The 26984-nt window shown below is 34.8% G+C and carries 22 protein-coding genes; 5 read left to right on the forward strand and 17 right to left on the reverse strand.

Translation table 11 applies throughout. From position 1 onward, the window contains the following. Nucleotides 1-80: 80 nt before the first annotated feature. Nucleotides 81-578 carry a nitroreductase family protein gene (locus tag EB239_RS11720; RefSeq protein WP_003871410.1) on the forward strand — a complete coding sequence of 166 codons (498 nt, stop codon included), beginning with the start codon at nucleotides 81-83 and terminating at the stop codon, nucleotides 576-578. Nucleotides 579-596: 18 nt separating this feature from the next. Beyond that, nucleotides 597-1823 carry a peptidase T gene (gene pepT, locus EB239_RS11725; RefSeq protein ID WP_003871411.1) on the forward strand — a complete coding sequence of 409 codons (1227 nt, stop codon included), beginning with the start codon at nucleotides 597-599 and terminating at the stop codon, nucleotides 1821-1823. A gap of 70 nt (nucleotides 1824-1893) precedes the next feature. Here pepT and ltrA read toward each other — a convergent pair whose 3' ends face one another. The 4 genes from ltrA to cimA form a co-directional block, all read right to left on the reverse strand. After that, on the reverse strand, nucleotides 1894-3306 hold the full coding sequence (gene ltrA, locus EB239_RS11730) for a group II intron reverse transcriptase/maturase (RefSeq protein ID WP_129545150.1): 1413 nt from the start codon (nucleotides 3304-3306) through the stop codon (nucleotides 1894-1896). A gap of 444 nt (nucleotides 3307-3750) precedes the next feature. After that, nucleotides 3751-4530 (reverse strand): alpha/beta hydrolase, encoded by a 780-nt coding sequence (locus EB239_RS11740; RefSeq protein WP_003871325.1) that lies wholly within the window; start codon nucleotides 4528-4530, stop codon nucleotides 3751-3753. Between the two features lie 72 nt (nucleotides 4531-4602). After that, nucleotides 4603-5541, reverse strand: a complete 939-nt coding sequence (locus tag EB239_RS11745; protein WP_003871324.1) for a DUF1848 domain-containing protein — start codon at nucleotides 5539-5541, stop codon at nucleotides 4603-4605. Nucleotides 5542-5632: 91 nt separating this feature from the next. Then, entirely contained in the window at nucleotides 5633-7195 is a 1563-nt protein-coding gene (gene cimA / locus EB239_RS11750; protein ID WP_003871323.1) for a citramalate synthase, read from the reverse strand. 216 nt (nucleotides 7196-7411) lie between these two features. Between cimA and EB239_RS11755 the strand changes: the two genes are divergently transcribed. The 3 genes from EB239_RS11755 to EB239_RS11765 all read left to right on the forward strand — a co-directional run bounded on the left by EB239_RS11755 (nucleotide 7412) and on the right by EB239_RS11765 (nucleotide 9787). Next, nucleotides 7412-8764, forward strand: a complete 1353-nt coding sequence (locus EB239_RS11755; RefSeq protein ID WP_003871322.1) for an MATE family efflux transporter — start codon at nucleotides 7412-7414, stop codon at nucleotides 8762-8764. A 63-nt stretch (nucleotides 8765-8827) separates the two neighbouring features. After that, nucleotides 8828-9514: a Crp/Fnr family transcriptional regulator gene (locus EB239_RS11760; RefSeq protein WP_003871321.1), complete on the forward strand. Its 687-nt coding sequence runs from the start codon at nucleotides 8828-8830 to the stop codon at nucleotides 9512-9514. A gap of 78 nt (nucleotides 9515-9592) precedes the next feature. Further along, nucleotides 9593-9787: a YgaP family membrane protein gene (locus tag EB239_RS11765; RefSeq protein WP_003871320.1), complete on the forward strand. Its 195-nt coding sequence runs from the start codon at nucleotides 9593-9595 to the stop codon at nucleotides 9785-9787. A gap of 112 nt (nucleotides 9788-9899) precedes the next feature. On the opposite strand, the gene rlmD is transcribed toward EB239_RS11765, so the two are convergent. The 13 genes from rlmD to whiA all read right to left on the reverse strand — a co-directional run bounded on the left by rlmD (nucleotide 9900) and on the right by whiA (nucleotide 26963). After that, nucleotides 9900-11267 carry a 23S rRNA (uracil(1939)-C(5))-methyltransferase RlmD gene (rlmD, locus tag EB239_RS11770; protein WP_003871319.1) on the reverse strand — a complete coding sequence of 456 codons (1368 nt, stop codon included), beginning with the start codon at nucleotides 11265-11267 and terminating at the stop codon, nucleotides 9900-9902. A 71-nt stretch (nucleotides 11268-11338) separates the two neighbouring features. Continuing rightward, a complete protein-coding gene (locus tag EB239_RS11775) occupies nucleotides 11339-13453 on the reverse strand; it encodes a glucan 1,4-alpha-glucosidase (RefSeq protein WP_003871318.1) in 2115 nt (704 codons plus the stop codon). Nucleotides 13454-13628: 175 nt separating this feature from the next. Beyond that, nucleotides 13629-14045, reverse strand: a complete 417-nt coding sequence (locus EB239_RS11780) for an acyl-CoA thioesterase (protein WP_003868327.1) — start codon at nucleotides 14043-14045, stop codon at nucleotides 13629-13631. A gap of 164 nt (nucleotides 14046-14209) precedes the next feature. Beyond that, nucleotides 14210-14593 carry a DUF6262 family protein gene (locus EB239_RS15095; RefSeq protein WP_003870889.1) on the reverse strand — a complete coding sequence of 128 codons (384 nt, stop codon included), beginning with the start codon at nucleotides 14591-14593 and terminating at the stop codon, nucleotides 14210-14212. Further along, the gene (locus EB239_RS11790) at nucleotides 14583-16541 is read right to left on the reverse strand and encodes a tyrosine-type recombinase/integrase (protein ID WP_129545151.1); all 1959 of its coding nucleotides are present in this window, start codon (nucleotides 16539-16541) and stop codon (nucleotides 14583-14585) included. The genes EB239_RS15095 and EB239_RS11790 overlap by 11 nt, the downstream gene beginning before the upstream one ends. Continuing rightward, the gene (locus EB239_RS11795) at nucleotides 16538-17662 is read right to left on the reverse strand and encodes a tyrosine-type recombinase/integrase (RefSeq protein WP_318261371.1); all 1125 of its coding nucleotides are present in this window, start codon (nucleotides 17660-17662) and stop codon (nucleotides 16538-16540) included. The genes EB239_RS11790 and EB239_RS11795 overlap by 4 nt, the downstream gene beginning before the upstream one ends. Before the next feature lie 175 nt (nucleotides 17663-17837). Continuing rightward, complete coding sequence (pyk, locus tag EB239_RS11800) at nucleotides 17838-19589, reverse strand: pyruvate kinase (protein ID WP_003870519.1); 1752 nt, start codon at nucleotides 19587-19589, stop codon at nucleotides 17838-17840. Nucleotides 19590-19611: 22 nt separating this feature from the next. Next, a complete protein-coding gene (pfkA, locus tag EB239_RS11805) occupies nucleotides 19612-20577 on the reverse strand; it encodes a 6-phosphofructokinase (RefSeq protein WP_003868325.1) in 966 nt (321 codons plus the stop codon). Nucleotides 20578-20653: 76 nt separating this feature from the next. Further along, nucleotides 20654-20851 (reverse strand): hypothetical protein, encoded by a 198-nt coding sequence (locus EB239_RS11810; RefSeq protein WP_003868324.1) that lies wholly within the window; start codon nucleotides 20849-20851, stop codon nucleotides 20654-20656. Between the two features lie 83 nt (nucleotides 20852-20934). Continuing rightward, nucleotides 20935-24372: a DNA polymerase III subunit alpha gene (locus EB239_RS11815; RefSeq protein WP_003870520.1), complete on the reverse strand. Its 3438-nt coding sequence runs from the start codon at nucleotides 24370-24372 to the stop codon at nucleotides 20935-20937. A gap of 10 nt (nucleotides 24373-24382) precedes the next feature. Further along, a complete protein-coding gene (locus EB239_RS11820) occupies nucleotides 24383-25690 on the reverse strand; it encodes a DRTGG domain-containing protein (RefSeq protein ID WP_003870521.1) in 1308 nt (435 codons plus the stop codon). 50 nt (nucleotides 25691-25740) lie between these two features. Continuing rightward, nucleotides 25741-26007: an HPr family phosphocarrier protein gene (locus EB239_RS11825; RefSeq protein ID WP_003870522.1), complete on the reverse strand. Its 267-nt coding sequence runs from the start codon at nucleotides 26005-26007 to the stop codon at nucleotides 25741-25743. Beyond that, the gene (gene whiA / locus EB239_RS11830; RefSeq protein ID WP_003870523.1) at nucleotides 26007-26963 is read right to left on the reverse strand and encodes a DNA-binding protein WhiA; all 957 of its coding nucleotides are present in this window, start codon (nucleotides 26961-26963) and stop codon (nucleotides 26007-26009) included. Before whiA ends, EB239_RS11825 begins: the two co-directional genes overlap by 1 nt. Between the last annotated feature and the right edge of the window lie 21 nt (nucleotides 26964-26984).

Genomic DNA, 26984 nt, shown 5'->3' on the forward strand with positions numbered 1-26984 from the left:
TTTACATACCCATAAATTTTTGTCAATCTTTTTGGATTTTTTACTTTATGGGATATAATATAAAGAGGAGGTGTGAAATTATGGAGGCATTAGAGGCTTTAAAGAAAAGAAGAAGTGTAAGAAAATACCTAGATAAACCTATTCCAAAAGAGATATTAGAAGACATAATAGACTGCGCAAGGCTTGCTCCTAGTGGAAATAACGCACAGCCTTGGCATTTTGTCGTTATATCAGATAAAGAAAGGCTGAAATTTATAGCCGAAAAAGCAACATACGGCAAATTTATTGAAGAGGCAGCAGCTTGTGTTATTGTTTATTGTGATAAAAATAACAGGCATCATCTGGAGGATGGGTCAGCAGCAGCAGAAAATATATTACTCGCAGCTACTGCCTACGGCATAGGTTCCTGTTGGGTAGCGGGGTATAACAGAACCTATGAAAAAGAAATAAACGAATATCTCAACATTCCTGACAACTTAAGAATGATTTCTATAATATCATTAGGATATCCTGCAGAAGAGCCAAAGCCAAAATACAAAAAGCCTCTATCTGAAGTTTTACATTGGGAAAAATTTTAAATGATGGAGGTTTTCTATATGTCAAAAGTAGTAGAAAGATTTTTAAAATATGTAAAATATCATACAACATCGGATGAAAGTTCATCAACCTATCCCAGCACTGAAGGCCAGTTAATATTTGCAAAAGAATTAGCAAAAGAGTTAGAAAGTTTAGGCTTAAAAGAGGTAAATGTAGATAAAAACGGCTATGTTACGGCTTTACTTCCTTCAAATACTGACGAAGAACTTCCTACAATAGGATTTATTGCTCATATGGACACAAGTCCTGATATGTGCGGTAAAGATGTAAATCCCCAAATAGTAGAAAATTATGACGGTAAAGACATAATACTAAACAAAGAAAAAAATATAGTTTTATCGCCTTCTGAATTCCCGGAGCTTAAAAATTACATAGGAAAGACTTTAATTGTAACAGACGGAACAACTCTTTTGGGAGCTGATGATAAAGCAGGAATTGCAGAAATAATAACAGCTATGGAATATTTAATAAATCATCCTGAAATAAAGCATGGCAATATAAAAGTAGCCTTCACACCTGATGAAGAAATTGGTAGGGGTGTAGACAAATTTGATGTAAAAAAATTTAATTGTGATTTTGCTTATACTGTAGATGGCGGTGGAATTGGAGAAATAGAATACGAAAATTTCAATGCTGCCAGTGCTAAAATCAAAATTAATGGCAGAAATGTGCATCCTGGAACAGCAAAAGGCAAGATGAAAAACTCCATTTTGATTGGAATAGAACTCCAAAATATGTTACCTGAGCATGAAACTCCTGCCCATACTGAAGGATATGAAGGTTTTTATCATTTGAACAATTTTGAAGGCAATGTAGAACAAACTAAAATGTATTATATTATCAGAGATTTTAATAAGCAAACTTTTTTAGATAAAAAAGAATACCTAAAAAGCATTGTAGAAACATTAAATAAAAAATATGGTGAAGGTACACTAGAGCTTGAACTTAAAGACCAGTATTACAATATGAGAGAAATAATTGAAAAGCATATGCACATAGTCGATACAGCATTAGAAGCAATGAAATTAGTAGGAGTGGAACCTAAAATAGTGCCTATAAGAGGAGGCACTGATGGAGCAAGATTAAGCTATATGGGGCTTCCAACACCTAATTTATTCACAGGAGGGCATAATTTTCACGGTAAATATGAATTTATACCGACATATGCAATGGAAAAAGCAGTCGAAGTAATAATAAAAATAATTGAGCTTTACGCAATCGAGTAGGAGCTGAATAATTATTTTATTCAGCGTCCTCTCACACCACCGTACGTACCGTTCGGTATACGGCGGTTCATTAGGAATTGTGTACAATTAGATATCTTTGGGATAAACTCTTATAACCTATGCTTTCAAAGTATTTATTTGTAAGAGTCTTATTTAGGATTGGGCTATTGGATATTCTCCAGTAGCCTTTCCTTGTATTGGCGTATTCCCAGGCTTTTTGTTCTTCTACTCCTAGTTTTACTAAGTTATCATGCTTCGTTTTTATCTTCTTCCATTGTTTCCATATACATGCCCTTAGTCTTCGCCTTATCCATTCGTCAAGGGTTTTCATTATGCTTTTCGCGTCTGCTAATCCAAAATAGTTGACCCATCCTGTTGTTATTTGATTTAGTCTTTTTATTCTGTTTTCCATGCTTATTCCCTTGTTCCGATTGGTTATTTCTCTTACTTTTTCCTTAAACCTTTTGATGGATTTTTCATGGATTCTTATTCTTACTTCGTTTTCTTTTGTATAGAATGAAAATCCAAGAAATTTTCTTCTCCATGGTCTATCTACAGCACTTTTTGCTTCGTTGACTTTTAGTTTTAATTTGCTTTCTATGAATTTCTTTATGCTTCTCATTACTCTGTTTCCTGCAGACCTGCTTTTTACATATATGTTGCAGTCATCTGCATATCGGCAGAATTTATGCCCTCGTTTCTCAAGTTCTTTGTCTAGTTCGTCCAACATTATGTTTGCTAATAGGGGACTTAATGGCCCTCCTTGGGGTGTCCCTTCTTCTGTTGATACTTTGATTCCGTTTATCATTACTCCTGATTCTAGGTATCTTCGTATTAACTTTAGTACCCTTTTATCTCCTATCCGCTTTTCTAGTTTGGACATTATTATGTCGTGGTTTACTCTGTCAAAGAACTTTTCTAAGTCCATATCTACAACCCATGTGTATCCTTCATTTATGTATGCTTCTGCGGCTTTTATTGCGTCTTTTGCACTGCGTCCTGGTCTGAATCCATAACTGCTATCTGAAAATGTATGGTTGTAGACTCTATTTAGTATTTGGGCTATTGCTTGTTGTATTAGTCTGTCTAGTACTGTAGGTATTCCTAGGAGTCTTACTCCTCCATCTGGTTTGGGAATTTCTACTCTTCGCACTGGTTGTGGTTTGTATTTCCCCTCCAGCAGTTGTTGTTTTATGGTTGCCCAGTTTTCTTTGAGATACGGTAGAAGTTCATCTACTCCCATCCCATCGACTCCATGGCTTCCTTTATTTGCAACAACGCGCTTGTATGCTGCTTCCATGTTCCCTCGTTCTACTATCATTTCAAGCATCTTGCCGGTATATCTTTGTACCTCGTTTCTTCCATCTTCCGACGCCGATGATATACTATGCACTTCCGTTGTCTTTTGAAATTCCATTTCTCTATTCAACGGATAGCCTCTTTGTTGAGTTGTCTGCAGTCTCTGCATATCTTTCGAGTCCATAAGATTTCCAAAACCTCCTAACGTTCGGTCCTTCCTTATCTATTCATGTCTAGATAAGTACTATGACCTCTGCTGACTTCTCAAGGTTCAGCCATACATCACTGCATGGGTTGTCACTTCAGATTTTACTTCCATGACTTATCCTTGAGACCTCCCCGGGTAAGAACGATAACTTTCATCTCATCTATCTGCCAGATTTACTGTATGGGATTCGGGTAGTGTTGGACTTCGTTTTGTTACGCAAACTCATCCATCCCAATTCAGCCTCTTATCTGGTTCTTGTTCATCAGACCGAGATTTTGCCTTAAGCTTCCTTCAGATTCCACCTCACGATGGACACCCTTGCTCTTGGCTAGTGGTTCCCACTACCAAGCCCACAGCGGACTTTCACCGCCTAGTTATCGCCCATGCCGGGCGCACGAAAAATAAGGGATAGCGATGGAGCTATCCCTTTAACAATTCCTTTTTGAAAAACTCTACTGACTCCTCAATCGCCTTTTTCTCCCATTCTAAACTCTTAAAAGTATGGTCTGCATTTTCGATTGTCACTCTTGTAGCGTTATCCCCATAAACCTCTTTTAAGATTCTATCAGAAACTTTATATTCAACCGCTTCATCATTTGTCCCATGAACTATAAGCACTTTTTTATCGTATCCTTTTGACAGCTCAAATATATTTAATTTTGAAATATCCTCAACAAAATCTTTACTCAGTTTATGTCCTCCTATGTCTACAAAGCCCAATTGTTCCATAATAGCTCCGTATTGCTTTACACTTTCGTGCATTATAAGCTCAGGCATATTAAAAGCTGGAGCCCATAGCACCAACGCCTTTATTTCATCTTTATATTCCCTTGCTACAATCCCTGCAATAGCTCCTCCCATACTCAAACCAAGTAGTCCTATTCTCTCAGGGTCAGTCGTAGGTTGCTCTTTCACAAACTTTAAAATTTGTCTTGCATCTTCCAATTCACTGCTAAATGTCATTTCACTAAAGTCCCCATCACTTTCTCCAGAACCATAAAAGTCAAACCTTACACTCCCAATACCTACTTTTTCTAAAGCTCTTGACATCTTCACAAAAATAAAGTGAGACTCTACTTTATTGCCTGTAAAACCGTGAAACATTATTACCATAGGCACTTTACCCTTAACATCATCAGGCAAATGCATCATTCCTCTTAAAGTTTTGCCGTTATATGTAATTTCAACAGCCTTTTGCATAATAACACCTCCAAATATTTCATAATTCAATTATACTACAGTCAAGAAAACTTTTCCACATAGACAGATTTTTTATCTATCAAAAATTGAAGTTTGCCAAACAGCACAAGATTTAACTTCCCTTTCTTTTATTACATCCTCTTCTGTCAATTTGCTACACAACAAAGGAGAATTTACATTGTACTGCTTTGTATTTCTTTTTATAGTACTGATACTACTGTTTGCGTAGCAATAAATACAGCCATGTAGACAAGTATCATAGGCACCAATATCTATACTTTCATCACAACCACAAAACTTCCTTTGATTCTTATCCTTTCCTATATTGAGTTTTTTACCAGAAAGCTCTTCTATTAAAGTTTTATCTATACATCTCGCATGCTCTATACCATATGGCGATAAATCCAATTCTTCTGCACAAGTCTCAAGTTTAATTGAGTGCTCTTTCGCTATTTCATAAAATCTATATGCAATTTCTAACTTCTGTTCCTTGTTTATCTCATAAGCCCCTATTTTTTCCAAAGTCTTGTAAACTTTAGGATAAAGAGTCACAAAACTGATTATACATTTTGATGTATATCCATAAAGTTCAGACATTATTTCCTTAAAGCTTTTTACATGGTATTCTATATCAAATTCGGGAATTAAAATAATAGGGTCATAACGCCAAATTACCCTCTCTTTCCCTATTTTGCTAGACAGCTTTTTAAAAACTTCAATTATATGTGATTTTTCTGGCACATTCCTCTCTATTCTTTTATCATAGGGATTTAAAGTAAATAAAAAATAATAAGCATAGTCCTCTATCAAATGCAATTTCGGTATCATTTTTTCTGGATTTTTTGTCCAAAACACAATGCCATCTACTGCATCTTTCTTTAAAGAAACTTTACTGACTTGATGAAAATTAAAAGGATTCCTCACCAAAACATAGCCTTCCTCAATTCTTTTAAAAAACCAATCGCTGTAAAAAGCCGGAATATCCGTTCTCCTGCTTGCACTTATTATCATTCAAATTTCTCCTTTCAAAAAAAGAGAAATTGACATGTTCATTTTTACTTTAACATCAATGACAATTCATGTCAATTTCTCCGCTTTTGAATTAACTTTCTTTGTTAAGTTTGTACTCTATTGAATCAACAAGGGCTCTCCAACTGGCCTCAATAATATCTGTAGAAACCCCAATTGTGCTCCATGAATCTTTTCCGTCTGTCGACTCTATTATAACTCTAACTTTAGCAGCAGTTGCAGAATTAGAATCCAAAACCCTCACTTTATAATCTGTCAACCTCATTTCTTTTATCTGTGGGTAAAATCTCTCCAGTACTCTTCTTACAGCATTATCAAGAGCATGTACTGGCCCATCTCCCTCAGCTGCAGCTATCTCCTCTATACTATCGACTTCCACTTTTATAAGTGCTGAAGAATTAACACTATTTACAGAAGGCTCATTTACAATAACTTTGAACTCTTTTAAATTAAATGCTGGTTTATATTTTCCAAGAACCTTTCTTATCAAAAGTTCTAAAGAACCTCCTGCATTTTCATATTGATACCCTAAATACTCCATTTCTTTTAATTTATCTAAAATTAACTTTGTTTCAGGAGAATCCTTTGTAATAGTTGGATCTATTTCATTTATGGCATTTAGCACTGTTCCTCTGCCTGCAACTTCAGAAATCAAAAAGGTCCTACTATTTCCCACTAAAGAAGGGTCAATCAGTTCATAAGAATAAGTATTTTTATTTACAGCATCAGCATGCATCCCCGCTTTGTGGGAAAAAGCATTTTTCCCAACATAAGGCGCCCTTTCATCGTAAGTGACATTTGCAATTTCACTTACAAATCTGGCTAAATGAGTCAATTGTTTTAGATTTTCATCAGGCACACATTTATATCCCATAAGTAATTGCAAATTCGGTATCAAGGTACATAAATTCGCATTGCCACATCTTTCACCATAACCGTTTATTGTACCTTGTACTTGTATTGCCCCTGCTTGTACTGCCATTATAGAATCTGCGACAGCCATTCCGTTATCATTATGACAGTGTATTCCTACTTCTGTATTAAATTTATCCACAACAGTTTTTGTTATTTCATAAACCTCCATAGGAAAAGCTCCGCCTTTTGTATCACACAAGCATACACTGTCTGCGCCCGCCTCTAATGCTACTTCTAATGTCTTTAAAGCATACTCTGGATTTTGTTTGTAACCATCAAAAAAATGCTCTGCATCAAATATAACTGACTTACCTTTGTCTTTAAAAAACTTTACTGTATCATAAATCATTTTTAAGTTTTCTTCTAAAGTAGTTTTCAAAATTTCTGTAACTTGAAAGTCCCATGACTTGCCAAAAATAGTTACTACCTCTGTGTCAGCATTTAAAAGGGAAATCACATTAGCATCCTCTTCGGTAGTTGTATTCGCTCTTCTTGTGCTGCCAAAAGCGATTAATTTAGCATTTTTTAACTTAATATTTTTAACTCTTTCAAAAAATTCAATATCTTTAGGATTAGACCCAGGATTACCTGCCTCAATATAGGTTACACCAAACTCATCAAGAACTTTAACTATCTTTAATTTGTCTTCCACAGTAAAAGATATACCTTGTCCTTGAACTCCATCTCTTAATGTTGTGTCGTATATCCGTATACTCCTCACAATGCATCCCCCTTTATACCTTTTTTATGTATAGTACATATTTTATCAAATTGAACTGATAAAGTGAAGAGAAAAATTTATATTATTCCAACTCCATTACTTTCTTTTTTCCTGTTGTGCTATAATACTATTAGTTGCACAATTCTTTGCATGTAAATAGACTAGATGTAAAATGACTTAGCTACCGCCAATTCCTCAACAAACAGGAGGTATTATATGGCAACTAAAAAAGAAATAAAAGAAATACTTAATTTAGCACTACCTGCAGTTGGAGAAATGCTACTATACATGGTAGTGTGGGTAGTAGATACGATGATGGTGGGACAATTTGGCGGTAAAGACAGTGTCAGCGCTGTAGGCCTTGCATCAGAAATTATATATACCTTCTCTAACATTTTTATTGCAATGGGAATCTCCATAGGAGTAACTTCTTATGTCGCCCGCAGTATAGGAGCGAAAGATTTTGAAGCTGCTGAAAAATACGCATCTCAAGGAATTTTTTTAGGATTTATTTTTGCTATTTTCATTTCTTTAATACTTTTTACCTTTGCAGAAAATTTTTTAATAATAGCTGGCGCTACTGGTAATGTGCTTGTCTTAGGAAGGATATTTATAAAAATTGCATCAATAGGTATTTTCTTTAATATGCTTATGAATGTATTAAACGCAATTTTAAGAGCTCAAGGAAATACAAAAACGCCTATGATAGGAGCAAGTATAGTCATATTTATTAATATTTTATTGGATTGGATTTTAATATTTGGAAAATTAGCCTTTCCTCCTTTAGGTGCAAAAGGGTCTGCAATTGCTACTACTATAGCACAAATTACTGGCTTTATATTTATAATGTTATATTACTTCAACCAAAAAATATTAAATATCGAGCTTCGTGATATAGTGAACTTTGACAGGCAAATAATTGTAGATATACTGAAACTTGCCTTCCCTGCTTCTCTTCAAGAAGCTGCCTTTGACATAAGTCGACTTATTTCAATAATCATGATAATGCACCTTGGGACAGTAGCTTTTGCAGCAAATCAAATTGCAACTACGATTGAATCTATCTCCTTTATGCCAGGATGGGGTTTTGCAGTGGCTGCAACCACAATGGCAGGTCAAATGGTAGGAGCTAAAAAATATGACAGTGCAAAAAGGTATACAAATATTTCAGCATTATTTGCTATAGCAATTATGGGTACAATGTCTATACTATTTCTGACAATACCTCATCTTTTTATAAGAGCTTTTATAAAAGATACTGATGTAATTGTTGTAGGAATTCTCTGCCTTATGGTAGCCTCTATTGAACAACCTTTTATGGCAGTTGGCATGGTCTACGGAGGAGGCCTTAAAGGAAGTGGAAATACAAAGACTCCTTTTGTTATTTCTACAATATCCAGCTGGTTTATAAGAATCCCTCTTATGTATGTGGTTATATACATCTTAAAACTGGGAGTTATTTATGTATGGTTTGTAACAGCTATTCAGTGGGCTTTTGAAGGAAGTACAATGTATATATACTTTAGAAAAGAAATAAATAAATTAAAAAGTGCAGTAAAAGATTTTTAATACGCTTTACTGCACCTTTTTATCACCATTTAAGCATTATAAAATTAACTGGGAGGTAAGAAAATGATTGACGATGGCTTAATCCATGAAATCAAAAATAAATTCCCTTTTATTAAAAACCTAAAGGATAAAAATAAGTTAGACAATTTTATGAGAATCATCAAAATTATCAAGTTGAAAAATGGAGAAAAACTTTTAGAAGAAGGAGATTACTGTACCGACATAGTTTTTGTTATAAATGGAGTAGTAAGAGTATATAAACTTTCTCCTGAAGGAAAGGAAATAACTCTCTACAGACTTTACGATGGCGAAACCTGTGTCTTAAATGTAGCGTCTATTATGAGTAATACACCTTATCCTGCAACTGCTGAAGCTGAACAAGAAGTTTTAGTTGGTCTTATTCCAGTTTCATTTTATAATGATTTATTTTTTACAGAGCCATCATTCCAACAATTCATTTTTAATACTGTATCTACAAGGTTTCAAGAAGTTATATTGTTAATTGATGAAATTGTATTTAAAAATGTAAACTTAAGATTGGCTAAATTTATATTAAAAAAATCAGCTGAAAATGGGCAAAAAGGAAGCTTGGAAATTACCCATGAAAAAATCGCCGCAGAATTGGGTACCGCAAGAGAAGTAATCAGTAGAATACTTAAAGACTTCGAAAAAGAAAATATTGTTACACTTTTACGAGGAAAAATTATCATAAAAAATGAAGAAAAATTAAAAAGAATTGCAGAAATGTGACTTTGTCACTGAATTAAATTTTATAGTCTTGTATAATAGATATCAAGATAGGAAAAATAAATCGAGGAGGTTATAAAAATGAAAAATATTGGAAAAATTGATAAAATAATCAGATATATAATAGGAATAGCTTTGTTGAGTCTGTTGTTTTTAGTTCATAGTAACATAAGATTTTTGGGATTAATAGGACTTGTGCCAATATTAACAGCTGCTTTTGGTTTCTGCCCATTATATGCCTTATTTGGCATTAATACATGTTCAACAAAAAAATAAAAATTTTCTTTATGTAATATCTTAGTTTTAAATTTTAAATCAGTTAATGATGTAATAATTTTTTATCAAATTAATGTGAGGGTTTAATACCCTCCTTTAATTTGATATATCTTTAAAAAATTGAAGGCAACACCAATGCCACACTTTCCACATGGCTCGTATAAGGGAACATATCAACAGGCTGAACTTCCATCGTTTTGTATCCATTGTCCTCAAGGTATCTTAAATCCCGTGCTAATGTGGAAGGGTTGCAAGAGACGTATACAATTTTTTTCGGATTCATTTTTATAACTGCTTCTAAAACAGATGTATCACAGCCCTTTCTTGGAGGATCCATTATAACTACATCTGCTTTGACTCCTTTATCAGCCAACTCAGGCATTACTTTTTCCGCATCCCCCGAAATAAATTCCACGTTTTTAATGCCATTTATGTAAGCATTTCTCTTTGCGTCTTCCACTGCTTGGTAGACAGCCTCAATACCATAGACAAAGGCTGCCTTTTGTGCTGCAAACAAAGATATAGTCCCTATACCACAATACACATCTATTACAGTCTCCTCACCTTTTAAATCAGCATATTCAAGGGCTTTTCCGTATAAGACTTCTGTTTGAACAGGATTTACCTGAAAAAATGACAAAGGGGATATTTCAAATTTTATGTCTTTTATATAGTCAATAATATTATCGCTTCCGTAAATAGTTATATTTTCCTCCCCCATAATCACATTAGTTTTTTTGGTATTAATATTTATTACTACACTTTTAAGCCCCCTTATCTCTTCTTTTAAAGCATCAATCAGTTGTTTTTTATATGGTATGTCCTTTCCATTAATCACAATAACAGCCATAACTTCCCCAGTTTTAAAAGCAACTCTTGTGACAATATGCCTTATCAGACCTTTTCCTGTTTTTTCGTCATATACAGATATGTTGTATTTTCTAATCCAATTCCTTACAATCCTAGCAATCTCATCACTAATCTCATGCTGTATCATACAACTTTCCACAGGCACAATGTCATGAGAACGAGGAGCGTAAAAACCTGTAACAGCAGCTTTCCCTTCAACCATTCCAACTGGAAATTGTGCTTTATTTCTATACCGCTGAGGCTTTTCCATCCCTATGGTATCGTGGACTCTAGTATACACTTTGCCTATTCTCTCTAAATTGTCTTTGACTTTTTGTGTTTTATATTTTAACTGCCCTTCGTAGCTTAAATGCTGTAAAGAACAGCCACCGCACTTATCTGCATAAGGACATAAAGGTTCTACTCTATCACGGGACTTTTCTAATATTTCTACTACATGACCTATAACGTAATTTTTGGAAATTTTATCTATTTGTGCAACGACCCTCTCTCCTGTCAATGCTCCTTCTACAAAGACAGCCACTCCTTTAATTCTTCCAACTCCTTGGCCTTCATGGGCCATATTGTCAATATATACCTCGTATTTTTCCCCTACTTTTATGTCGTGCAATTCAAAAACGCCTCCTTCACAATTATTATACCTTTATATAGCAAAAAAATATAGAGGATAATACATCCCCATTATTTTTTCCCTAACACATATCTATCATAAACTGTTTGAGGCATATCTACAACTTTATGCTCTATATTTGAAACGAACAATACTACATACTCTGCATGGGCCCAGTTAAGAGGCGATGCAGAATCTGTAGGAAGTCCTGTATCTTCCCAAACTTGCTCAGACAACACATAGCCTTGATTTGCAAAATTCTCCATTGCCTTAAGGTATTCATCAGCACTTTTACCTGCCGCTATTTCATACATACCTCTTTCACCAGTAAGAAGAGGCCATAATCTTCCTTTACCTGTGCCATGATATGGTTCTGTTTTAGAGGGCTCTCCATAGCCATCATGATTATACCTATACCAACAAGGACCTTTTGGAGTATTAACTTTTATGAGGTTGTCTACTACATAAATAGTGGTTAATATCTTAGGGTCATTGGCAGGTTTTACTCCCAACCGCACCAATTCAAGAAAACTTGGGTCTACAATTTCCTTTTGGTCATAGACTCCACCGCCGTTAGCGATGCTTATTAAAAAGTCTGCATTTGGATCCGGTAGTCCTGCTATTCTTATGTAATACTGTCCATTTCCATACGGTCCTTTTGTTGTATAAGTCAGCTCATCAATTAACTTTTGCCATTTATCAGCCTTATCCAAATATTTTTGGGCACTTTCCATATCTTTATTTTGTTTTGCTATGTCCGCAGCACATACAAGTCCCGCAACTTCAGCTGCCATTGTTGCAGGTGAATATCCCCCTGCTTCTTCCCATCTTTCTTGCCCTGTTTTGGGGCCAATTTTTGTAATAAAGTCCGCAAGAGGTTTTATCAATTTTTCATACAAATCATACCGCTTTAGCTGATATGCCAGTATTATAGGGTCTGCTTGCTCATCCATTTGAATGCCATTCCAATAAGGCTCCCCATTTATCCAGGTATTTTGTGGAATAAACCCATTTTTCTCTACTACCATAGTTAAAAAGTCTAAGGCTCTATTAGCAGAATCTTTGTCTCCAGCTGCAATAAAAGCATTCGCAATGTGATATAAGTCCCTTGCCCAAACTAAGTGGTATCCCCCTTTATTTTCATCTCCTTGACCTTCACCCCATGGAATTGAAAGAGAAGCAATGTAGGCACCTTTATTAGTCTTATCTTCACTAGCTTTTAAAATCATCATACTCGTGTAGTATAACTCATTAGCTTTTCCTTTAAAATCTTTAAGCCCATCACAGTATTTATTCCACTCAGCAATGTATATGCCAAGCATTTTATCATAATTGTCCTTTAATGTACTCAGGGCAGTTTTTGCTGCCTCCTCTTCACTTTCTCCAAAAGAAAGCACTGTTTTAAACTCTGTCTTATCGCTTAAATCTATCTCTATTCCTTCAATAATATTCCCTCTTGCCTTATCAAAATGTTGTGTCATAGTTTTGTTTTTTTCTAAATCTGATATTGGGTCATTCACCTGATTATATCCTATAGAATACCCTTTCCATTTTACATCAGTTGTCAAAGCTGAATATATTTTTTCTCTATGTACTATAAGAATTTCCTTATCATTTGCCTTTATAACATACCCCTCATTGTATTTACCTTGATTAGCAATATGAGGGTCATAAGCAAGATAAAGTTTATAATCTTTTACATTCCCTTTCAATGCTTCAAATGTTGTCTTCATAATAACAGAATTCCTTCTAGGATCAGTGAATATCTCTTTTGTAATCTTATATCTTCCTTGTTTGTCAGTATTTATTAGTTTAAATGCTAAAGACCTAGTGCTGAGTTTCTCCACTTTGCTCACTGTATCTTTTGTCTCATCAGAAACAAAACTTTTTCCGTCAGTTACTAAAAATTTTAAAAATTTGCTATTAGCCATATCAATCGTGGGATAGTAAACTTCTGATATTGCACCATGAGTCAAAGTAAACCATACCTTTGAAACATCATTATTTGCAGTTCCAATGCCTTGTTTTTGAGCAGATGCCCAAGTGTCCTCTTTGCCAGGTGCCTGTGGTGCTTCATTAGCAGTTAAGTGCTGAATTTTTACATAAGAAACATCAGAAGAACATCCTGAAAAAATAGTTATTGAAAAAATTATTAAAAATAATATCGCTACAATTTTTCTATTCATCTAATAACACCTCCGTCTTATATCTCTATTTTATCTCAAATCATAACTTTGTGCAAACGTTTGTTATGAATAAAAAAGAAAAAATACACCTAGAAAGTGTATTGAGAAAAAATCGGTTACCCTATTATTTATTATAACTCATTTTCATAGTATTTTATACCATTTTTTATAAATTTTAATCACAGCATTTTGCAAGCATTTCATAAACCTCTGGCATTACTTTTTTTAAATTGATAGGCTTTTTTTCAAGATTTGTAAAGGGATGCTCTGTATAACCTTGTGCTAAAAGTTTGTTATCCTCTTTGCGTATTATATCATATAAAAATTTAAGACGAGTTCCTTTCACAAATTCTAATCGTGTTCGTATTATTATGAGGTCATCGTACAAAGCAGAAGAAAAATATTTACACTGAGCGTCAATTACAGGTAGCATTACATTTTTTTCTTCTAAGCTTCTGTAGGACATTCCCAAAGAGCGAAAAAACTCCGTCCTGCCAATTTCAAACCAATTAAAATAATTGGAATAGTAAACTATACCCATTTTGTCCGTTTCTCCGTATCGAACCCTTACCTCGGCATCCCATACATGCATAATTTAAATCACTCCTTAAAAAAACAAAGACAAGAGTTCAATTATCTGAACTCCAAATGAGGCAGGTCTTATAAACAAAGGCCTGCCTCATTGTATATATGTAAACAATGTAAAACTAAACTGTAATAATAGATAGGGTGCATGATGCATTATACGAATGAACCTTAAATACCTTTATCGTAATCTTCGCCATATCTACGTGCCAAAATGCCTTTTAAGCGTTGGACTTCTTTCTCTAACTCTTTTATACGCTTGTTTTTTGCAGCGATAAGGACATCTTTGCTTGCATCCGTCATCTCCCGTTTTACTTGCTTTAGAGAAGGTAGTCCTTCTTGCTGTTTTCGGAGTGTATCAATACGGTCATAATGGTTATCATAAAGGTATTTTTTTGAAACATTGGCTCTTTCAGCAACACTATTAAAGTTAATCTTCTCTTTTTCCTTCAAAAGTTGCTGTATGGCTTTATCAACTCTTTCCTGACATTCTTCCGACTTCTTTTCTCTGGCTTTAGCAAGACCTTCAGTATTTCGCTTATGGTCACTTGTCATTGTTTCTTTCCTCCCCGATATACTCACGACCTTTTTTACCTGCTTTATGGTGTATCTTTCCTTCCTTTAGTACCTTTAAAATCTCTTCATAACGCTTTAAAAGGCTCATATTCTTCTCAACCCATACAGTACGTCCTTGTGCTTTACCACGTTCAATAAGGGCCTTTGTCTCCTGTATTTCAAGTTCATACTGTGGTATAAAATCTGGAGTGGTACAAAGGTTTCTACAGGTAAGGCAAGGATTTAATTGTGTATGACATTCCTGCTTTTTAGGCTTCATGCAATACCCAAGAGGCATTCTCACAGCATCAAGATTGTGTCGGATGTACTCCCATTCAATTACATCCTCATTCTGTATGTCAGAAATATTAATTTTTTTGATTTTACCTGATTCGTCAATCTTGAATAGCCCCTGTTTTGTTGCTTCTTCCCATGATTTGCGCATGGTTGTATCAAGAATTTTAGCATAACAGAGTGTCATTTCAGGGGAAGCATGAGCCATCCACTTCTGAACATGCAAGATGTTCATTCCGTTATTGATTAATTCAACTCCTTTGGTATGGCGAAAAGCATGGTTGCCAAAGTGAAATACATTACCTTGGTCATCAGTAATATTTTGATTTTTAGAAAGACGATTAAGTGCCTGTTGTATTAAATATCCTTGAGGGCAACGGCCTTTTCTTTTTCCATCAAACCTGACAAACAATAGATGATTGGGATTGTTGTCATCTGTACTTTTTTCTTTGACTTCATCAACTACTGCTTGTACAACTGCATAGACTTCATCGGTAATTGGTATACGATGGTTTAAAATCTGTGTTTTTAGAATATCTCCACAAAGATACCAACCTTGGGAAGTACGGTCTAAACAAGTATCATAACGCAAATTAAGAATATCCGATATTCGCCAGCCACTGGCTCTTAATAGAAAAACAATTGGGATGTATTCAGAAGGTGTTAAATGCTCCAGATTATCTTCCAACTGTTGAAGAACTCTTTCAGGAATATATTTAATATCATTTTCGGGCTTTTGAGGTTTTCTTGGAATATCCTCTTTGAATAATAAACATACAGATGGTAATTCAGGTGCTTCTGAATACATAGCACGTTGAATATAATCAAGGAAGATTCGTAAGGAAATTAGATATTCAATGTGCCTTTTTTTCCAACCAATTGTATATTCTCTATACCAGGATAAATAGTTCTCCATATGTTTTCGTGTCAGCATAGTTAAGTTTTTCCATGTAGGCTCTTGAGCATGAATGTATTTTGTAAATAGGCGTAGAGCCATAATGTCTGCTTCGCATTGTCCCTGTGAATTGTTGGTTGTTCTAAATTTTATAAATTTTTTAACTAATTCTCGAAATTCTACTGGTATATCTGAAAAATTGAGGTAATAATTAGATTTATTTTCTGTTATCTTTGCTCCAGGTATCTTTCGGCAATCCCAAATATCCTTTTCATATTCATCACGAGTATCATAAAGATTGGTAAAGAAAGAATATAATTGGTTAAAAACCGTCTCGTATTGCTTATTTGAAATTTCTCCGTCATCATTTATACTCATACCCTTGTCAACAAGAAAAGAACGCCATTGTAACAGAGCCTTGTCATATGTAATATCTACAATACTGGCTATGTGAGGATAATATTCATTAAGAAATTCAGCAAAACGGTTTAATGCAATACCATATGCAACAACGGTAATGAGCCTAATTTCCTTTTCCTGCAATCGGTAAGCATACATATACTTAACTTCATTTTTGATTGAAGAGCTAAAGGATGAAAAGTCAATAGTTTTATTGGATAAACTCCACTTTGCAGGGCGTAAGTCATCAAAAAAGGAATCTCTAATATCCCAAACATCATTACCCCAATAACCACTCAATAACTTCCTAATTTCTTGCTTTTTTTCTACTGTTGGTTTAACTTGATATGCAACACTCACTTTTTATCATTCTCCTTGGTTTTATTTTTTAACTTCATACGTTTTTCAGCCTGTTCCCAGTCTTTACGCATTTCTTCTTCGTCTGGATGTGAATATATCTGCATAGGTGTTTGAACATTCGACCATCCGCCACGTTGCTTAATCTTTTCAAATCCCCAACCTTGCTTCCGAAGTGTATCAAAATGACTGTGACGAAACATATGGGGAGTTACATATATGCCCGTTTTTTCACGTAACCTTTTAAATAGTGAAGCCACATCAGGATATTCCATAGGTTGATACTTGTTTTTTCCTGAAAGTTTAATAAAGACATGGTTTGTATCTACTTCATCAGTGTGATACTCTGCAACATAGTCCATATACAGGTTCATTAGGTCAGCAGATACATCTATCCTTCTTGGACTGCAAACTGTTTTAATATCAGCAAGGTTAGGCAATTCACCCCTGTCTTTAAGGTCAATCTTCCTTGCATCAATGATGAAATCCTCAAGCCATAAGGATAAACACTCACCTATACGGAATCCACTTTCCCAGAGCAGTTGTATAAGGAACTTGTCCCTCAAATTAGAACAAGCATCTATCAATATAGCGATTTTCTCTTTTGAAATGGTTTTTGGGCGTTTTTTTGGGACTTTAACCTTTAAAATTTTCGTATTGTAATCCCTGTTCTTGTTAATATGATATAAGAAATCCTTAAATTCTCTCCGAGAACCTGGTATCTGCTTTTTAAGCCTTTGAGATAATTGTATAGAATAATCATCAATCTTCATTAGATAGTCATAAAACTCAATAACACTTGATATGTAGGCATTAACAGTATTTGCTTGTAAAACATCTTGCGAAGGCTTTATTGATGATACTTTTACATTCCTATGTGGTGTTTGTAGCCATCTCATGAACTCTGCCATATCGTCTATGCTTATATCACGATAATCTCTGTCTTTTTGTTGAAGAAACTCAAAAAACTCCTTCAAATGATAACAGTATGCACGAAGAGTGTTCCTTGCTTTTCCAGCATTATCTTTAAATTTTAAAAACCTATACACTGACTCTACTGGCTCACCGTCATCATCAACAAGCAAGTATCGCTTCTGTCCTCCTAGTATAACTATTTCCTCCACTCTCAAGGGAACACCTCCTATGCAAAAATATTAATATACCAAGTATACTAAATATACTACAATTATTCAATATATATTAATATTTACTTATGTATAAAAATAATAGATAGAGCATACACAAAATACTGTGTAGCCTATCTATTATCATAGTTTAGTTAAGAAAATCTTGTCTTATTTATTTAATATTTACAATTCCTTTATACACAAATCCTCTAACTGTGTCAACCGTTACAGTCATGCCATCTTTTAATTTAGAAGTCGCTCCTTCACAACCTACAACTACAGGAATTCCTAAGTTTAATCCCACAATAGCTGCGTGAGAAGTAAGCCCTCCTTCTTCTGTGATTATAGCAGAAGCTTTCTCTATAAGAGGCATAAAATCTCTTTCTGTCTTTGCAGTTACTATTATATCGCCTTCTCTAAATTTATCTTTGTCTTTGCTGATATCATTAATAACACATACAACACCTGTAGTAGCCTTAGAACCTATACCTATTCCTCTCAACAAAACATCTCCTACTATATGTACCTTCAACATGTTGGTGGTACCTGTCATAGCTACAGGAATTCCTGCAGAAATTACTACGATATCGCCATTTCTTATAAGTCCAGCAGTTAAAGCACTTTGTATTGCAACATCTATCATTTCATCTGTAGTAGAAACCTCTTCTGTAACTAAAGGATATACTCCCCAGACTATAGAGAGCTTCCTCGCAACACTTTCGCTTGGAGTAGTAGCAATAATTGGAGCTTGAGGTCTGTACCTCGATACCATTCTCGCTGTATAACCAGATTTAGTACAAGTTATTATAGCAGCTGCTCCTATATCTCTTGCAGTAGTACAAGTTGCATGGCTTATAGCGTTTGTAATAGAAACATTTGTATCAATATTTCTATCAATGATATCTCTATATCCCACATAAGCCTCTGTCTTCTCTGCAATCTTTGCCATTGTCTCAAAGGCCTCTATTGGGTATTTACCTTGAGCTGTCTCCCCTGATAGCATTATAGCATCTGTTCCATCAAGAATAGCATTTGCTACATCTGTAACTTCTGCTCTTGTAGGCCTTGGATTTCTCATCATAGAGTCTAACATTTGAGTTGCAGTAATTACCGGTTTCCCTGCTTTATTACATTTTTGTATAATCATTTTTTGAACGATTGGTATTTCTTCAAGAGGAATCTCAACCCCTAAATCTCCTCTGGCTACCATTATTCCATCTGAAACCTTTATAATTTCGTCTATATTTTCTACTCCTTCGCGATTTTCTATTTTAGCAATAATTAAAATATGCTCTGCCTTATTTTCTTCTAAAAGTCTTCTTATTGCCAAAACATCAGCTGCTTTTCTAACAAAAGAAGCCGCAATTATATCAATGCCCTTTTGAATTCCAAACTCTATATCATCTACGTCTTTTTGAGTCAAAGCAGGAAGATTGAGTTTTACTCCTGGAACATTTACTCCTTTATGGTCTTTTACAGGACCAGAATTTTCTACAATACAAACTATATCTTCTCCTTTAACATCAGTAACCTTTAGAGAAATTAACCCATCGTCAATTAGTATGCGGCTACCTCTTTCCACATCTTGAGGCAACCCTTTATAGGATACACTGCATATAGTTTCGTCTCCTAATACATCTCTTGTCGTAATGACAAAAGTTTGTCCTTCTTTTAATTCCACTCCGCCATTTTTAAACTTTCCTGTCCTTATCTCTGGACCTTTAGTATCCAACAAAATAGCAACAGGTAACCCTAATTCTTCTCTTATCTTTTTAATATTGTCAATTCTTGCCCCATGCTCTTCAAAATCTCCATGAGAAAAATTCAATCGAGCAACGTTCATGCCTTTCTCAATTAATTTTCTCAGTATATTATAGTCTTCGCTGGCAGGTCCTATTGTACACACTATTTTTGTTCTGCGCATACCTTCACTCCCTAAAATTTATTTATATAGACAATATCTTGCTGAGCTCATAAAGTTTTCTGTTAAACTCCTTTTTCATGGAAAGGGCTTCATCTATATCATCGTCTACAATTTGATTGTTTCGTATACTTATTATCCTCTTAGTTTTATTTTCCAAAAGCAACTCCACTGCTCTTGCTCCCATTTGGCTTGCCAATACCCTATCCATCACTGTAGGAGCTCCACCTCTTTGAATGTGCCCCAAAATAGTATACCTTAAGTCTAATTTTGGTAGCCTTTCTTTAATCATTTTCGCTAGTTCTGGAGCGCTCATAACTCCTTCTGCAAGGACAATTATATGATGAAGCTTTCCTCTCTTTATCCCGTAAGTAATTTTATCGCAAAGTTCATCGATGCTCCATTCCACTTCAGGAAGTATAATCATCTCCGCTCCACCAGCTAGACCAGCATACAAAGCAATGTAACCCGCATTTCTTCCCATCACTTCTATTATATTTGCTCTCTCATGGGAAGTAGCAGTATCCCTTATTTTATTTATTGCATCAATAACAGTATTACAAGCTGTATCAAAACCTATTGTATAATCTGTACAAGGTATGTCATTGTCAATTGTACCTGGAATTCCAATTGTATTTACATTCCATTCTTCACTCAAAAGCTGTGCTCCTCTAAAAGAGCCATCTCCTCCAATTACAACGAGACCTTCTATTCCATGTTTTTGAAGGGTTTCGTAAGCTTTTTTGCGCACCTCTTTTTTCTTAAATTCTTCACATCTAGCAGTTCTCAAAATAGTACCGCCTTTTTGCAATATATCTCCTACTGAAGAAAGATTTAAGTCAATAACTTCGTCCTCTACTAAGCCTGCATATCCCCTCATAATACCTTTTACTTTAAGCCCATAATAAATTCCTGTCCTCACCACAGCCCTTATAGCTGCGTTCATCCCTGGTGCATCTCCACCACTCGTAAGTATACCAATTGTTTTCATACTTTACCTCCTCATTTTATCCCACATGGACTTTACTTGTCCCATTTTCGTTAAAGCAGCCCTTTCGGGCAAAAAATTATAAGCCATACTCAATAATAATGCTTTGCGCATCTTGAGCTTCTGCTTTTGGAACTAAAACCTCACAATAAGAACCTTTTTTGTCTATTTTTTTATTAAGTGGACGCAATTTTACCAAAAAACCTTCTTTTGTTAAAACGTCTTTGACCTTTTCTGCTGTCTCCATATCTTGTGCCATGTATATTACCGTCCACATAAAACGGCCTCCTTAGTATTTCTAAATTATATTTTAATCTATTTTTTTTCAGTTATCAACTCAAAAATTTGCAAATGCTTATTTCAAATTACTTTGACATTTTCCTCTCCTAAAACAACATACAGTTGTTTAATTAATTCCTTACTTCCATTTACCCACAAGTCTCTATTAGCCGCCAATAATTTTTTACTATTAAGCTTTAAAACTACTGGCATATTACCAGGATTTTTACGTAATATTTGTTTAACAATCTCAATCTTTGTAGAATCCTGCAAATTAAGATAAAGTTTTTTCACTATCGCTTGTGACAACAGCTTAATTTCATCGCATAAAATCTTAGGCTCTTCCTCTTCCTTTAAACTAACCTTTCCTCTCACTACAACCGGGTTGTCTTCTTTTATTATACTGGAATACTTTTCATATACAGTTGGAAATACTATTACTTCTACAGTACCATATAAGTCCTCAATTGTGACAAAAGCCATCATATTGTTATTTTTGGTAAATTTAATTTTTTTTGTAGCTATAACTCCTGCTATCACTACTTCTTGGTTATCTTGCAATTTAGGCTGAAACATTTCCTCTTCGCTAACTTTAAAATCCAAAGTAGTGGCATTAGTAATTTTAGGAATATCCTCCATGTATTCTTCTAGAGGATGCCCACTTATATAAAGGCCTAAAGTTTCTTTTTCCATGGACAACAATCTGTTTTTAGGAAATTCTTCTAAATCAGGAAATTCAAATTCCACCCCATGACTTTGTTCTACTTCTCCAAATAAAGAAATCTGCCCATTTAAATTATTATTTCTATTTTTCTTTATATTTTCCATTAATTTGTCATATACTGATAGAAGTTGAGAACGCCGCACTCCAAAAGAACTAAAAGCTCCTGCTTTAATTAAGCTTTCCACTGCTTTTTTATTTAATTGACTGTCCTGCATCCTCTCAAAAAAGTCGACTACAGATTTAAATTTCCCATTTCTTTCTCTTTCACTTACGATTTCCATTGTCATATTTAAACCAACATTTTTTACTGCACTAAGGCCAAACCTTATTTTATCCTCTACCACTGTAAAATATGAATCACTCTCATTTATATCTGGCGGTAGCACTTTTATACCCATTTTTTTACACACCTGAACATAAAAAGCAATCTTGTCCAAGTTATCTACAAAACTGTTTAAAAGAGCTGCCATAAATTCTACAGGATAATACCTTTTCAAATATGCAGTCTGATAAGCTATAACAGCATAAGCCGCAGCATGAGATTTATTAAAAGCATAGTTTGCAAAATCTAGCATTTCGTCAAAAAGTTTATTAGCAGTTGCCTCGTCTAATCCATTTCTTAAAGCCCCTGGAACTATCACATTTCCCTCTTCATCAACTATCCCATAGATAAAATTCTTTCTTTCTTGTTCCATTACATCCATTTTCTTTTTAGCCATAGCTCGTCTTACCAAGTCAGACCTGCCTAAAGAGTAACCAGCGACATCTCTTACAATTTGCATAACTTGCTCCTGATACACCATGCAGCCATAAGTTACGTCTAAAATTGGCTTTAAAAGAGGATGGTCATAGACTATACTCTCTGGGTGATTTCTATTTGCAAGATATCTTGGAATTTGGTCCATAGGTCCGGGGCGATAGAGAGAAATTCCTGCTATTATGTCCTCAAGGTTTTTAGGCTTTAATTCTGCCATAAACTGTTTCATGCCAGAAGACTCTAATTGAAAAACTCCTTCTGTTTCCCCTTTTGATATAAGTTCATAAACTTTAAGGTCATCGTACTCCATGGAATCAAAGTCTATAATCACACCCTTGTTCTTTTTTACCATTTCAATTGTATCCCTTATAACCGTCAAAGTTCTCAGTCCCAAAAAGTCCATCTTCAAAAGTCCTAACTCTTCAAGGGTGGTCATCGGAAATTGGGTCACTATGGAATCCTCATTTTTTTGCAGTGGCACGTAGTTGACAAGGGGTTCTTTTGATATTACTACTCCCGCAGCATGAGTAGAGGCATGTCTAGGAAGGCCTTCTAAAGACCTGGAAATATCAATAAGCTGTTTTACTTTTTCTTCATTTTCGTATCGCGCTTTAAGTTCAGGGTTTAAAGATAAAGCTTTATCAATAGTCATTCCCAATTCAAAAGGAATCATTTTAGCTATTGTATCTACCTCTGCATAGGGATAATTTAAAGCCCTTCCTACATCCCTTATAACCGCTCTCGCCGCCATTGTACCAAAAGTTATAATTTGAGCCACATTGTCCTTACCATATTTTTTTACAACGTAATCAATTACTTCTTGTCTTCTCTCATAACAAAAGTCTGAATCAATATCAGGCATGCTGACCCTCTCAGGGTTTAAAAACCTCTCAAAAAGAAGGTTGTATTTTATAGGATCTATGTTGGTTATTCCCAACGTATAGGCTACCAAACTACCTGCCGCAGAACCTCTTCCTGGTCCCGTCATAATCCCGTTGTCTTTTGCAAACTTTATAAAGTCCCACACTATGAGGAAATAATCCACATATCCCATTTGCTTTATCACAGAAAGTTCGTAATCTAATCTTTCAATCACTTCTTTGCCTGGATTTTTGTACCTCTTGTACAATCCTTCATAACATAAATTTCTCAAATATTCATAGGAATCAACGCCTTCTGGCAAATCGTATTTGGGCAATTTCGTCTTATTAAACTCAAATTCTACATTGCACATGTCTGCAATCTTCTCAGTATTTTCAATGGCCTCTTTACAACAAGAAAAAAGATTCTCCATCTCTTCTGGAGATTTTAAATAAAATTCATCAGTTGGAAAAGACATGCGATCTTCATCATCAATTGTCTTCCCTGTTTGAATGCACAAAAGCACTTCATGAGCTTTTGCGTCTTTTTTTTCAAGATAGTGTACATCATTAGTAGCAACTAAAGGTATTCCTGTCTCTTTGGATAGTCTTATAAGCTCTTTATTTACCTTTTGCTGTTCTAAAATTCCATGGTCCTGCAGTTCTAAATAAAAATTCCCTCGTCCAAAAATAGAGTCGTAAAAAAGTGCTGCCTCTTTCGCTTTTTCATACTCACCTCTTAAGATATAAGAAGGAACTTCTCCTGCAAGGCAAGCACTTAAAGCGATTAGCCCCTCACTGTGCTCTTTTAAAAACTCTCTGTCAACTCGCGGTTTATAATAAAAGCCCTCAATTGAAGCCACAGTCACTATCTTCATTAAATTTTTATACCCTGTCATATCTTTTGCCAGTAACACCAAGTGATAATTTTCATTATCAATCCCATATTCTCTATCCTGCATGCTTCGAGGGGCTACATAAATTTCACAGCCTATAATAGGTTTTATTCCTTGTGCTACGGCTTCTTTATAAAAATCTATTACGCCATACATCACTCCATGGTCTGTAATAGCTATGGCTTTCATGTTTAACTCTTTAGTTTTAGCAATCAAATCCTTGATTCTGCAAGAACCGTCAAGTAAACTGTATTCAGAATGAACGTGTAAATGGACAAACATAATATATCACCTAAGCCATCTTTATTCTTTTAGAAAGCCTGACAGACATCAACGCCTTTGCAATTTCTTCTTTTTCATGAATGATTTGAATTTCCAACTTACTAAAATTATTACTAACCTCTATTATTTTTGCGAAAACTTCTATTACTTCTTCTGTGCGCATGGGTTTTATAAAATAAATTGAGAAATTATCCAAAACTGCATCATATCTTTTATTCTGCGTTATAGCAAAAATACCAGATTCACACATTAACATCATCAAGGCACTGCTACTTACTGTACCAAATTGGTTAATCATCATCGAAGGAATCTTACCTTTAAATTTTACTCCATTTTCTATTTTTTCCATATCAAAATCTTTAAAAATTGTATCTTGAATAGCTTCACTAATCTGGGGCTGTTTTGTCGTATAATGTAGGGCCTTAATTACATCTTCCCTGCTTATGAGTCCTATCAATTCTCTGCCACGAGTCACAGGTAGTATCTCTACATTCCACCATATCATCAGATGGGCTGCATAAGAGAGCGTAGTAGTATCCGTTACAAATACAGGGTTAGGAGTCATAATACTCCCAATTTTATCATCATCCGATGCAGTGGCAACATCTCTTGAAGTTACCATACCGACTAACATCCCTTTAGAATCAACAACGGGATATCTGGTATGTTTAGTCTCTGTATATAATTTTTTCCAATCTTTTACTGTTTGTTGAGGCGTCATATAGATTGGATTATATGTCATTACGTCGCTGACGTACAAAATCTTTTTTCGTGTCATACTTTCATTGATCGCCTTGTTTATAAGAGTCGCTACAGTAAAAGTGTCATAAGAAGTAGATATAAGCGGCAATGAAAGCTTATCCGCCAGTTCTTTTATGTGAGGTAACGTATCAAAACCTCCTGTAATCATCACTGCTGCCCCTGCTTTCAAAGCCGCTTCCTGCGCATCTTCTCTATTTCCCAAAATTACAAGGTCCCCTGGAGTTATGTACTTCACCATTTCATCAATGGTCATGGCTCCAATTAGAAACTTGTGAAGTTCCATCCCCATTCCACCATGGCCGCCTAATACTGTCCCTTCTACTACATCTGTAATAACCTCATAAGTAAGACGGTCAAAAAATGGATCTTTTTGTTTCCTTCTTATAGTTCCCACTCTTGGAATCGTAGTCACAAGCATTAAATTTTCTGCATCCTTTATAGCTTTGTAAGCAGTACCTTCACTTATATGTAAAGCCTGTGCAAGACCTCTTACTGAAATTTTTGTACCTTCAGGTAAATTTTTTATATATTCCAATACAATTTCATTTTTTTTCATAACTATCATCCTTTATACAAAAAAGGTTTCTAAAAAGAAACCTTTTTTGTTTACTCCTCACCGAATTTTGATTCAATGAGGTCGACCAATGCTTTTATAGCAGCCTCTTCGTCGTCTCCTTCGGCACTCAATTTGACAACATTGCCTTGTGAAACTCCAAGAGACATAATTCCCATTATACTTTTGGCATTTACTTTTTTGTTATCCTTCTCTACCCATATTTGTGAGGAAAATTTGCTAGCAGTTTGTACAAATAATGCTGCAGGTCTTGCATGAAGCCCCGTCTTATTTTTAATTTCAATCGTAACTTCTTTCATTATTGAACTCTCCTCTCTTTCAATTTCTTTGAAATTTCTTCAATTTTCCTAAGTCTATGATTCACTCCTGACTTACCGACAGGAGGAACTAGCATTTGTCCTAATTCTTTTAAGCTCAGATCAGGATAATTAATCCTGAGTTCCGCCACCTCTTTCAAATTAGGCGGCAAATAATCAAGTCCTACTGTCTCTTTAATGTAATTTATACTCTCTATTTGCCTTAAAGATGCATTAATAGTTTTTGTCAAATTTGCAGTTTCACAATTTACAATTCTATTTACATTGTTTCTCATTTCTTTGTATACTCGTATATTTTCCAAGTTCAAAAGAGCACTGTGGGCCCCCATTATATTTAAAACATCAACAATTTGCTCTCCTTCTTTTAAGTATACTACATAATTATTTTTTCTTGCAATAACCTTTGAATTTAAATCAAAAGAATTTATCAATTTGCTTAAATCTTTTCCGTGTTCTAAATTATGAGTAATAAACTCCATATGATAAGCTTTTTCAGGATCGCTTATTGAACCACCCCCTAAAAAAGCTCCTCTTAAATAAGCTTTTTTTGCTTTACTGTTTTTTAGAATCTTTTGGTCTATCCCATAATTTAATTTTATATGACCTTTTTCATAATTCAATATCTTAACTTTACCCAAAATTTCTTCTACAATTTTTGTATCAGGTACAAATATGAGATAGGTTAAGGTTTTTTTAAGATACTTACCTCTTCTTACCATTGTCTCAGGAATTATCCCAAATAAATCTTTTATTAACTTAAAAACTAATCTCGCCACAGAGGCATTTTCTGTAGTAAAGGTTAAAGAAATTTTCCTATTGCCATATATCGAAATGCTGCCTATCGTCCTAATCAAAGCAGCTAACTCTGCTATTTTACTTTCTTCATCTTCAGGATAAATCCTTGCTAATTCGTCTTTTGTATCTGAAGAAAATGACATAAAGCATCACCTCAACAGGCT

This window comes from Thermoanaerobacter ethanolicus JW 200 (genome assembly GCF_003722315.1).
GTDB classification, from domain to species: domain Bacteria; phylum Bacillota; class Thermoanaerobacteria; order Thermoanaerobacterales; family Thermoanaerobacteraceae; genus Thermoanaerobacter; species Thermoanaerobacter ethanolicus.